10 protein-coding genes and 1 tRNA gene are annotated in these 9,389 nt (G+C 67.0%); 9 read left to right on the top strand and 2 right to left on the bottom strand.

Annotated features, from left to right (window positions below):
* Both B8460_RS08390 and B8460_RS08385 read right to left on the bottom strand, forming a co-directional pair.
* The coding region (locus B8460_RS08390; protein WP_048861139.1) for a nitronate monooxygenase at positions 1-521 on the bottom strand (521 nt) is incomplete at its 3' end.
* A 60-nt stretch (positions 522-581) separates the two neighbouring features.
* Positions 582-656 (bottom strand) — tRNA-Val (locus tag B8460_RS08385).
* A gap of 530 nt (positions 657-1,186) precedes the next feature.
* Between B8460_RS08385 and B8460_RS08380 the strand changes: the two genes are divergently transcribed.
* The 9 genes from B8460_RS08380 to B8460_RS08340 all read left to right on the top strand — a co-directional run.
* On the top strand, positions 1,187-2,623 hold the full coding sequence (locus B8460_RS08380; protein ID WP_052945180.1) for a tubulin-like doman-containing protein: 1,437 nt from the start codon (positions 1,187-1,189) through the stop codon (positions 2,621-2,623).
* A gap of 10 nt (positions 2,624-2,633) precedes the next feature.
* Positions 2,634-2,960 carry a hypothetical protein gene (locus B8460_RS08375; RefSeq protein WP_048861136.1) on the top strand — a complete coding sequence of 109 codons (327 nt, stop codon included), beginning with the start codon at positions 2,634-2,636 and terminating at the stop codon, positions 2,958-2,960.
* A 78-nt stretch (positions 2,961-3,038) separates the two neighbouring features.
* Entirely contained in the window at positions 3,039-4,688 is a 1,650-nt protein-coding gene (locus B8460_RS08370; protein ID WP_048861137.1) for a hypothetical protein, read from the top strand.
* Between the two features lie 95 nt (positions 4,689-4,783).
* The gene (locus tag B8460_RS08365; RefSeq protein ID WP_048861135.1) at positions 4,784-5,794 is read left to right on the top strand and encodes a CobW family GTP-binding protein; all 1,011 of its coding nucleotides are present in this window, start codon (positions 4,784-4,786) and stop codon (positions 5,792-5,794) included.
* 16 nt (positions 5,795-5,810) lie between these two features.
* Positions 5,811-6,146: a (2Fe-2S) ferredoxin domain-containing protein gene (locus tag B8460_RS08360; protein ID WP_048861134.1), complete on the top strand. Its 336-nt coding sequence runs from the start codon at positions 5,811-5,813 to the stop codon at positions 6,144-6,146.
* 248 nt (positions 6,147-6,394) lie between these two features.
* Positions 6,395-7,552 carry a transporter substrate-binding domain-containing protein gene (locus B8460_RS08355; protein WP_048861133.1) on the top strand — a complete coding sequence of 386 codons (1,158 nt, stop codon included), beginning with the start codon at positions 6,395-6,397 and terminating at the stop codon, positions 7,550-7,552.
* Positions 7,545-8,177, top strand: a complete 633-nt coding sequence (locus B8460_RS08350; RefSeq protein WP_148360462.1) for an ANTAR domain-containing response regulator — start codon at positions 7,545-7,547, stop codon at positions 8,175-8,177. Before B8460_RS08355 ends, B8460_RS08350 begins: the two co-directional genes overlap by 8 nt.
* Positions 8,178-8,266: 89 nt before the next feature.
* Positions 8,267-9,064, top strand: coding sequence for a CbbQ/NirQ/NorQ/GpvN family protein (locus tag B8460_RS08345; RefSeq protein WP_048861131.1), 798 nt, complete (start codon positions 8,267-8,269; stop codon positions 9,062-9,064).
* Positions 9,065-9,074: 10 nt separating this feature from the next.
* Positions 9,075-9,389: hypothetical protein (locus B8460_RS08340; RefSeq protein WP_048861130.1), on the top strand; the 315-nt coding region annotated here is incomplete at its 3' end.

Raw genomic sequence — 9,389 nt, 5'->3', positions numbered from 1 at the left:
TCGGCCGCCCGTGCCTCGGCGAGCGTCGTCGCGCAGGCGAACCAGGCGATGCCGCGTGCCTTCAGCCCGGCGACGACGTCCGGTGGAAAGACGCCCATGATGGACGACACGACCGCCGGCCCGGCATCCAGCATGGCGGTGCACTGCGCCACGAAATCGGGCGGCGCCGCGTCGCCCGCCGTGGGCGAGACCGTGGGACCGTGGCCCGCGAGGAAGTCGCGCACCCGTGCCTCCGCCGCCGGATCGCGCCGGGGCGGCGGGTCGGGGACCCACAAATTGATCTGGAACGCGCCGTTGCTGGCCGCGCGGAAGCCGCTGGCCCAGGCGGCGATCTCGTCGGGGGAAGACAGCAGTGCGCCCATCGCCCCCATGCCGCCCGCCTGCGCCACCGCGACGGCCAGACCCACCGGGCAGGCGCCGGCCATCGGCGCCATCAGGATCGGCACGCGCAGGCCGAACCGCTCGCAGAACGCCGCCGCCCGCTGCCGGGCGGAGCGCGGAATGGGCGGCGCGACTGTCATGCTGATCGTCTCCGTCGGTCCGCCCGGCACAAGTCTGCCGGCGGAACGTGGTGGCCGGGATGGTGGGTGCGACAGGGATTGAACCTGTGACCCCCGCCGTGTGAAGGCGATGCTCTACCGCTGAGCTACGCACCCGGGGCCCGAGGCGCCGGCTTTTAGGGCCTGACGGCCGGCATGGCAAGACGCCAGCGATACGGGACGGCCGCTATTTGTGGTCCCTGGCGCCCCGCCCCCGGCGACGGCCGCCCCAGGCGAAATCCGCAGGACCAGGCGCATAGGTTCAAGATTCTGTTCCATATGTAACGTCTCGCGTTGTCTCAATTTCCCGCCGGAGTGCCTCACGCGATAGGGAGTGTCGGCATACGTCGTACGACGTCTGCATCTGCATCTATCGAAGCAGTGCTGCGTAACGCGCTTTCTCCTTGCTTGCCGTCCACGGTACACACTAATCTTTGCATGCGGCAACGATGCCCCTCCATTACACGTACAATCAACGCCTGATCGACGCGCGCTCAATGCGGCTTGCATTGCTGTGACCTGGGCGACGCTTGGTCCTGTGTTGATGCGTGCTCCCGTCATTGCTCGGGGAATCCGACATGTCAGCTACCGTCGACGAGAAGCTCGAGAAGCGTAAGCTTGACGCCCTGCGACGCGGGATTCACCGGATGGGTAAAGAACAGACCCTGCCGTTTTCGGTGAATCTTGTGGGTATCGGCGGTGCCGGCTGTGCCATCGTCGCCGAGACGCTGAAGGCACTGCCCGCCGACGGTCCGCGGGTCTCCGCGCTGGGCATCGATATCGGTGACGGCGGATTGCCGGCGGTGCGAAGCGCGGCGGCCGGCTTGCCCGCCGGGCGGGCGATCGTCGAGACGTTGTCGCTTGGCGTCCCCACGCGGGACGATCTGTTCAGCACGCTGCGCCGCTACCGCGAGTTCCTCAAGCTCGAGTATCCGCGCTATTACTGGAACCCGAACTATGAGCCGTGGCTGCCCGGCGCGATGCAGATGCCGGAGGTCGGCGCGCCGATGCCGCGCGCGGTCGCCAAGGCTCTCTATGGCGCCGCCTATTACGACGGTCCGCGTCCCGCCGAGACGCTGCTGCGTCGCTTCGCCGATAACGTCGATGGCGCCGGCACGCAGTCGGTCGTCTGTATCGTCTTCGGCCTGGCGGGCGGAACCGGCAGCGGCATCGCGGTCGACCTCGCGCGGCATCTGTCGAACGTCGCGTTCGGCCGGCGGGCGCTGGTCGTCGGCATCGGCATCATGCCGTGTGACGGCGATGCTCCGGCATACAAGGACGGCGCGGCGTTCGCCACGCTCAACGAACTCGACTGCATGTGCGACCAGACGAAGAACGAGGGCGTGATCGCGGTCTGGGGCGACCTGGACCGTAATCCCTTCACCGGCGGCGTGATCCTGGTGCCGCAATCTCATGTCTATGCGAAGACCGGCGACCTGCCGGCGACGCACGCGCGCGTCGATGCCGAGCTGGTGGCGTTCCTGTCACAGCGTGGCGGCGCCGATCTGTTCGAGACGCTGCGGCTGCTCAACTGGGTGGGCGCGCCGCCGACGCAACACGCCGCCGCGCGCACGCCCTATGGTCCGCGCTGGGCGCACATGTTCGGATTTGCCGACATCGATGGACCGATCAAGGTCGATGCGGAGTTGCCGGCGGCGCTCGGTCTGCGCGCGGGCTACGTGCCGAGCTTCTTTGAGCCGCGGAGCGACGACGAGGGCGCACGCACGGCCGCGGCGGCCGCGTTGACCGAGGTGTTCAAGCCGGCCGTGCCGGCAGAGGCGATTGCCGGCGGCACGGCGACGTCGGTGCAGTTCGTGCTGCCGTGCATCACCAAGCTCGATCTCGACCTGTTCTACACCGCGCGCGACACCTACGACCGGCTTGGCTGGAGCGAGAAACTGCTGGCGCACTCGTGGCTGCTTGATCTCGGCGTGATGCTGTGCGAGCCGGCGATCCGCTTCGAGGGAATGGCCGGCGAGTGCCTGTGGGGCTGCGCCTGCTGGGTCGTGGTTCCCTATCAGGACATCCGTGGTGGCGAGCGCGCCGAAATCATCGGAGCACCCACCGCCGTCGCTGCGGCCTGAGGCGCACGTCATGCCGCTCGACTGGGCGAAGGTGAAGGAGCGCTACGAAAAAGGCGCGCTGGTGCCGACCGTGGCCGGCGGGAAGACGCTCGAGGTCACGGGAGCTGACGACACTGCCATCCGGATACGCAATCCGCTGTGGGAGGCTCAGCTGGCACGCGGGGACCTGGAAAAGGGCGTCGCGCTGATCGAAGAGGGCGTGATCTCCCGCGATCCGGGCCTGTTTGTCGAGGATTATCGCGTCTACGTCACCGACGATCGCGCCACGTCGGTCGCGCATATCCTGCACGATCTCGGCTTTCTCGACGAAGACACGGGCATCGCGCCTCGCTGCTGACGCCCTGTCGGAACGTCCGCGCAGCGCAGCGCGCCGACCCAACCGTGACTCACGCAACAGCAAAATCCGGAGGTGATGATGAACTTTTCCATGTATCACAGCAGCAGCGGGCAGCAGTCCCCGCATTGCGTGCATGTGGTCGGCATCGGACGCGTCGGCGCCCTTTATGTGGACGCCATGCTGCGCACCGGCGAAGTCGAGGACATGCTGGAGGACCCGCGCGCGCGGTTTGCGGCGCTCATCGTCGATGTCGGCGAGGAGGGCATGCAGCAGGCGAAGGACTATGCCGACGGGTTCGGCGACCGGCTGCGGTCGCGGGGCATCCCCGAAGATCGCTTCATGTTCCAGGCGATCTCGCTGGAAGTGCCGACGCGCGACGAGATGTTCAACACGCTGCGCCGGATGCGGGAGTTCCTGAAGCTCGAATATCCCCGGTACTACTGGAATCCGAACTACGAGCCGTGGCTGCCGAACTCGACCGAGATGCCGAAGGTCGGCGAGGAGATCCCCCGCGCGGTGGCCAAGGCGCTGTACGCCAGGGCGTACTATGACGGCGACAAGCCGATGGACGTGGCGCTGTCGAGCTTTGCCCGCTTCATCGAGGGCGCGGGTCTGCCCTCGATGGTCCTGTGCCCGTTCGGCATTGCCGACGGCGTGGGCAGCGGTATCGCGGTCGATCTGGCGCGGCATCTCTCTTCGATCAAGCTCGGCCGCCGCATTCCGGTGATCGGCGTCGGTCAGCTGCCGCTGTCGCTCGACAAGGAATACAACAGCCCCAGTATCTTCACCACGCTGAACGAAATCGACTCGATGCTGGACGACGACAAGAATGCCGGCGTCACGGCGGTATGGGGCGACCTGTATCGCAGCCCGTTCACCGGCGGCTTCATGATCGTCAATCCGGAACATTCCTTTCAGCGACTGACGTCCTACACCAAGACCGGTGAGCCGGCGGTCCGCGATCATTTCCGCAAGACGGTGACCGATAAGTTCTGCGCGGACTGCTTCATGCGGTTCGCGGTGCGTGACGCGGGGCGTGCCCTGTTCCGGGCACTGCGTCCGGCGGGCTTCACCGGCGCGCCGCACGAGGTGGTGAGCGGCAAGTCGCGCAACTGGACATTGTTCGACATCGCGAAGTTCACGCATCCGGGCGTGCAGGTGCTGCCGGGCGAGCCGCTGAAGAAGTGGAAGGATGTCATCCTCCAGTGGATCGACTATGTGCCGAAATGGGCCGGCGTGAAGCCGGCGTTCAAGACCGACTTCGCGGAAGTGCATGTCCACGCGCCGCGCGAGATCGGCTTCACCTACCTGAACGACGCACTTGGCGCGAAGGTCAAGGAAGCGTTCCTGCTGCCCGGTGACGACAGCACGATGGAGATCGAGAGCTACGAGTTCTTCGACCAGCTTACCGCCTATGCGACGATCATCCTGCCGGGCGTGGCGAAGACCGATCTGGACGTCTTCTTCAAGAGCCGCGAGATCTATGACACGCTGACCTGGGAGCAGAAGCTGCTGCACCATTCGTGGCTGCTCGATCTCGGCGTCATGATCTCCGAGCCGGCGATCCGGTTCGATGGCATGGCCGGCGAGTGTCTGTGGGGCTGCGCCTGCTGGGTCGTGGTGCCCTATGATCAGATGCGCGGCGACAAGCTGCCACCGCCGTCGCGCAAGGAGATCCTGGCGGACGGGATCGCCATGATGACGCGGACGGTCGTGCCGACACCCTGATGCTCGCTTGTGTAAACGTTGCGTGCCTGTGAAGGTCGCGGCGGGTCGGATCATGGGGATCCGACCCCGATCGTGGCAAGAGGGGTCGCCCCGCGATGGATCAGCCAGTCACGCCCGCCTTAGCGCCGTCCGCAGTACGAAGCGACAATCGCATTCCGGCGGTCGTCGTCACCGGCTTCCTGGGGTCCGGCAAGACGACGCTCGTGAACCATATCCTGCGCAACCAGCAAGGCAAGAAGATCGCCGTCATCATTAACGAAATCGGCGACGTCAATCTCGATGGCCAGCTCGTGCTGACGGACCGGGACGAACAGATCGTCGAGTTCAACAACGGCTGCCTGTGCTGCACGGTGCGCGGCGACCTGATCGAGATGCTCGGCCGGCTGCGGGAGCGGGCCGACCGGCTGGACGGGATTATTATCGAGACGACCGGCCTGGCGGACCCCGCGCCGGTCGCCTCGACCTTTTTCGTGTCCGATGACGTGCGTGCCGGAGTCCGTCTCGACAGTTTCGTCGGCGTGGTGGATGCGCGCAACATCGAGACGAATCTTGCACAGTCACCCGAGGCCCAGGAGCAAGTCGCATTCAGCGATATCATTCTCGTCAACAAGACCGACCTGGTCGATGCGGCCACGCTGGAGGCAGTGATCGGGCGCCTGCGAACGCTCAATCCCGTCGCCCGTATCCTGCCGACCGTGCAGAGCGAGGTGGACCTTGACGCGGTCCTGCATACAGGAGCATTCGATCTTGAGGCCAAGCTTCAGATCGATCCGGAGTTTCTCGGAGAGCATGCGCACGAGCATGATGCGCGCATCACGTCCTGCGTCCTGACGGAAACCCGCCCGATCGACATCAACCGCTTCATGCTGTGGATGGGCGAGTATGCCCAGGCGCATGGCGAGGATCTGTTGCGCACGAAGGGTATTTTCTATGCCCGCGGATTTCCGGAGCGACTGATCTTCCAGAGCGTGCGCATGCTGACCACCCTGAGGCCCGAGAGGGTTTGGGGCAAAGACGAGCCTCGCCAGACGACCTATGTCGTCATCGGCCGTGACCTTGACCGCGAGGCACTTGCCGCCGGCCTTGCGGCCTGCGTTGCCGGCTGAACCAGACGGTGCGTCGATGAGCGGGTTCTATGACATCCACGTCTTCTGCTGCGTCCACCAGCGGCCGGCTGGTCACACGCGCGGGTGCTGTGCGGACAAGGGCGCCCGGGCGCTCTCTGATCTGATGTGCCGGCTGACCATGGCGCACGGATTGCGCCGGGTCCGCGTCAATCACGCCCTCTGTCTGAATATGTGCGAGCACGGGCCCGCTTTGGTCGTCTATCCGGACGGTGTCTGGTACGCCTACAGGACCGAGGCGGACGTGCGCGAGATCATGCACGAGCACGTGCGCCATGGTCGGACCGTGCGCCGGCTGTTGCTCGATCCAGCGGTTACCCCGCTGCCCCACTGATACAGCGACCCCGTTTCCATACCTGCACGACTTTTCGGCACGATGGCTGCTATCTGACCAAGGTCTGATCACACACGCGCAATTTGTCCGGATTTTCATCCGCGTGGCGTGCCCGCAGCGTTGCATTTGCGTTGAAAACCGATGGCAGCCCCGCCATACTGCCGCGCAGAAAAATAAGTCGTCATCCGGGGCGGCGGGCGACTCTTTCATTCCAATCGTTACTCTCTGTGGGTGCGGAACGTGCTGGTATGACAGCCGGACGGCTTGCTGGATCGTCGCGCCACGGGGAACCCTGGCGTGTCGGCGTCCTGTTCTCGCAGACCGGCGTCACCGCCGTCGTCGAAGAGACGCAGCTGCGCGGCACGCTCCTGGCCCTTTCTGAGATCAACGAGGCGGGCGGCATCGCCGGGTGCGAGGTCGTGCCCGTCATCTATGATCCGCAATCGAACGACCGCAACTTCGCCCGGCTGAGCCACCGGCTGCTGGCGAACGACGGCGTGAACGTCATCTTCGGCTGCTATACGTCGAGCAGCCGCAAGGCGGTGCTGCCGGTGGTGGAACGGCTGAACGGCCTGCTGCTGTATCCGACCTTGTACGAGGGCTTCGAGCTGTCGCCCAACGTGATCTACACGGGGGCGGCCCCCAATCAGAACCTGATGGAGCTGTGCGCCTATCTGCTCGCGCATTACGGCCCGCGCTTTCACCTCATCGGTTCGGATTATGTCTATCCCCGCGCCACCAACCAGCTGATGCGCGAGGTGCTGGCCGACAGCGGCGGCGTCCTGACCGGCGAGACCTATATCAGCCTGAATGCCGATCGGCGCGACCTCGTGCCGGTGATCGCCGAACTGCGCCGTACCCGCCCCGACGTCGTCTTCTCGACCGTGGTCGGCGATCCGACCATCCATCTGTATCAGGCCTATGCCGATGCGGGCTTCGATCCGCGCCTGATGCCGATCGCCAGCCTGACGACGACCGAGGCAGAGGTGCGGGCGATGGGATGCGCCGTGGCGGAGGGGCATATCACCGCCGCGCCGTATTTCCAGAGCGTCGATTGCGTCGCGAACACCGAGTTCGTGCGCCGCTACCAGCGCCGCTACGGTTCGGACGAGCCAACGAACATGTGCGTCGAGGCGGCGTATTACCAGGTGCACATGTTCGCCCGCGCGCTCGCGCAGACGCGCACGATCGAGACCGACGTCCTGCGGGAGAAAATGCTCGGCGCGACATTCGAGGCGCCGCAGGGGCTGGTCGAGATCAACGCGGCCAGCAGCCACACCACCCTGTGGACCCGGATCGGCCGCGCCACCCGCAGCGGGCAATTCGAAGTGATCCGGCAATCGGCCCGTCCGGTCGTCGCCGACCCCTATCTGGTCGGGTATGGCCGCACGGCGCCGCATGCCTGAGCGGCCCGCCGCCGGCACGCGCGCCGTCGCCGACCCGCCCGGCATCCTCGTCGCCGTTCCCCGCGATGCCGATGGCGACTTCCTGGTGCGCGAACTGCAACGCACCCGTGCCCGCGTGCAGCATATCTGGCCGCCCCCGGCGACGTTGCCGGACGGGGCGGACGTGATCTTCTGCGACGTCGCGGCGGCGCGGGCGGGCTGTCTGCCGTGGGTGCCGGGCGAGCCGGCGGCCGCGCTCGTGGTGGTGGCCGGCGTGCCGGCCGATCTTGCCGCGCTGCGCGACTGCGCCCCGGATGCCGTGCTCCATCGCCCCTTCACGACCGACGCGGTCGCCGCGGCGCTGACGCTCGCGCGGTCGCATTTTGACTATGTGCGGCGGCTCCAGACCCGCATCGCGCGGCTGGAGGAGACCGTCCGCAGCATCCGCAACGTCGAGCGCGCCAAGTCGATTCTCATGAGCACACGGCAGATGCGCGAGGACGAGGCCTACAAGCTCATGCGGTCGCAGGCGATGTCGTTGCGCGTGCCGATCGGCACCGTCGCAGCGACGATCGTCGACGGGGGCGCCGCCTCCGCGCTGTGCGCGATGACGGCGCGGGAGGCCGGCGGCGACGCTCCGGGCTGAAGGGCGCGCCGCCGGCGGCTTGTCGGGCGGGCGTGCCCCGCGCATGATCGCGGTCGTCATCCGATCCGACCGCGGAGCCCGCGCCGCCTATGTCCGTCGATATGTATCGCATCACCGAACAGCCCTACTACCGTCCCGTCGGCGACGAGGTCGCGTTGTACGAGGCGGCGTATCGCCATCGCATCCCGGTGATGCTGAAAGGGCCGACCGGCAGCGGCAAGACGCGCTTCGTCGAGTATATGGCCTGGCGTCTGGCCCGGCCGCTGATCACCGTCGCGGCGCACGAGGATATGACCGCCGCCGATCTCGCCGGGCGCTTTCTGCTCGAACCGGGGCGGACGGTCTGGCACGACGGGCCGGTGACGCTGGCGGTGCGGCACGGGGCGATCTGCTACCTCGATGAGATCGTGGAGGCGCGGCAGGACACGACGGTCGTCATCCATCCGCTGACCGACGCGCGCCGCATGCTGCCGCTGGAAAAGCGCAACGAGATCCTGGCGGCGCATCCCGATTTCCAGCTCGTGATCTCCTACAACCCCGGCTATCAGAGCGCGGTCAAGGACCTCAAGGAGTCGACCAAGCAGCGCTTCGTTGCCATCGACTTCGTCTATCCGCCGCCGGCGATCGAGCAGGAGATCGTCATGCGGGAAAGCGGCGTCGACGCATCCGACGCAAGGCTGCTGGTCGAAATCGCGACGCGCTCGCGCAACCTGCGCGGACAGGGACTCGACGAGGGCGCGTCCACGCGCATGCTCGTCCACGCGGGGCGCCTGCTGGTCGCCGGCGTCCGTCCGGCGGCGGCGGTGGACGCGGCGATCGTGCTGCCGATGACGGATGACGCGGAGATGCGTGCGGCCCTGCGCGACGCCATCGCCGCTTGTCTCTAAAGGCACGCCGATGCCGGCCGCCCCCGCGCTGCGCGTCCTCGCGACCGATCCCGACAGCGCGCCCGCGCGGCTGCATCGGCTGATCGCGACGCGTGAGGCGTTGCGCGCCGCGTTCCAGCCGGTCTGGCGCGAGATCACCGACGACGCGGCGGACGCGGCGATCAACGCGTGGTGCGAGGCATCGCTGGCGCTGCTGCATGTCCACGCGGGACCGGCGGCGCTACTCGCCTTCTGGTCATTGCGGCCGGTCGAGGGCGCGTCCCTCGCCGACGTCGCGGCCGTCGGACAGGCGGCGGCGGCGATCTGCCGCGAAGCCGGCGCCGCC

Origin of the sequence: Acidisphaera rubrifaciens HS-AP3 (assembly GCF_000964365.1) — a bacterium.
In the GTDB taxonomy this organism is placed as follows: Bacteria; Pseudomonadota; Alphaproteobacteria; order Acetobacterales; family Acetobacteraceae; genus Acidisphaera; species Acidisphaera rubrifaciens.
The sequence above is the reverse complement of the archived record's forward strand: the minus strand, read 5'-3'. Positions and strand labels throughout refer to the sequence as shown.